The sequence below is a fragment of the Streptomyces sp. P5F9 genome (assembly GCF_057961495.1).
This window is the reverse complement of sequence record NZ_JBXVPZ010000984.1, coordinates 1-926: the sequence shown is the minus strand read 5'-3', so window position 1 is coordinate 926 and position 926 is coordinate 1. Positions and strand designations below refer to the sequence as shown.

Genomic DNA, 926 nt, shown 5'->3' with positions numbered 1-926 from the left:
CCGGCGAAGAAGGCCGCCGCGAAGAAGGCCCCGGCCCGCAAGACCACCGCCAAGAAGACGACTCCGCCCGCCAAGTAACACGTACGGGTGATCAGTAACGGGTCGGGCACTCCACGAGTGCCCGGCCCGTTCTTCGGGTAGCGGGCATCCGGTTGCGGGTACGGTGACCGCGTACGGACGAGTCGAGTCGGGTGGTGGACGTAGTGCTGATGCAGGGCTTCACAGGGTTCATGTGGCTGTTGAGTACCGCCCTGATCGTTTTCAGCGGCTTCGCGCTCGTCGACGCCGCCACGCGTCGCGAGGACGCCTATCGCGCCGCGGACAAGAAGACCAAGCCGTTCTGGCTGATCATCCTGGGGCTCGCCTTCGTGGTGAACCTGATCTTCAACATCCTGTCGTTCCTGCCGATCATCGGCCTCGTCGCGACCATCGTGTACATGGTCGACGTACGCCCGGCCCTCCGCGGCCTCCCCGGCGCCGGCCGCAGCCGCAGAGGCGGCTCCAGCAGCGACGGCCCCTACGGCCCGTACAACGGCGGCCGCTGAAGCCGTACGGCGATCACCGCACCGACCGTTCGCCACGGAGCCGCGGAGTCACGCAGTCACGGCGTCCGGTCCAGCATCAGCACCGCCACGTCGTCCGTCAGCTCGCCGCCGTTGAGGTCGCGGACCTCGTTGACCGCCGCCCGGAGCAGTTCCTCGCCCCGCAGACCCTCGGCGAGCTGGCGGCGGACCATGGCCACCATGCCGTCCTGGCCGAGCCGTTCGCGGCGGCCCTCGCCGACCCGGCCCTCGATCAGGCCGTCGGTGTAGAGCATCAGGCTCCACTCGGCGCCCAGTTCGACCTGCATCCGGGGCCAGCGGGCGCCGGGGAGCAGGCCGAGGGCGGGGCCGTTGTTGTCGTAGGGGAGGAGTTCGGCCGGGCGG

At 69.9% G+C, this 926-nt stretch carries 2 protein-coding genes; one reads left to right on the top strand and one right to left on the bottom strand.

Features of this window, described 5'->3' with window-relative positions; all coding sequences use genetic code 11:
- Positions 1-209 precede the first annotated feature (209 nt).
- The gene (locus AC31A1_RS51960; protein ID WP_489660002.1) at positions 210-545 is read left to right on the top strand and encodes a DUF2516 family protein; all 336 of its coding nucleotides are present in this window, start codon (positions 210-212) and stop codon (positions 543-545) included.
- A 56-nt stretch (positions 546-601) separates the two neighbouring features.
- Here the strand turns inward: AC31A1_RS51960 and AC31A1_RS51955 are convergent.
- Positions 602-926 (bottom strand): SpoIIE family protein phosphatase (locus AC31A1_RS51955; RefSeq protein WP_489660001.1); only part of this gene is annotated, 325 nt, incomplete at its 5' end.

Bases quoted from the DNA above. Each gene is read 5' to 3' on its own strand.
- AC31A1_RS51960 (WP_489660002.1), top strand. From the start codon at position 210: ATGCAGGGCTTCACAGGGTTCATGTGGCTGTTGAGTACCGCCCTGATC.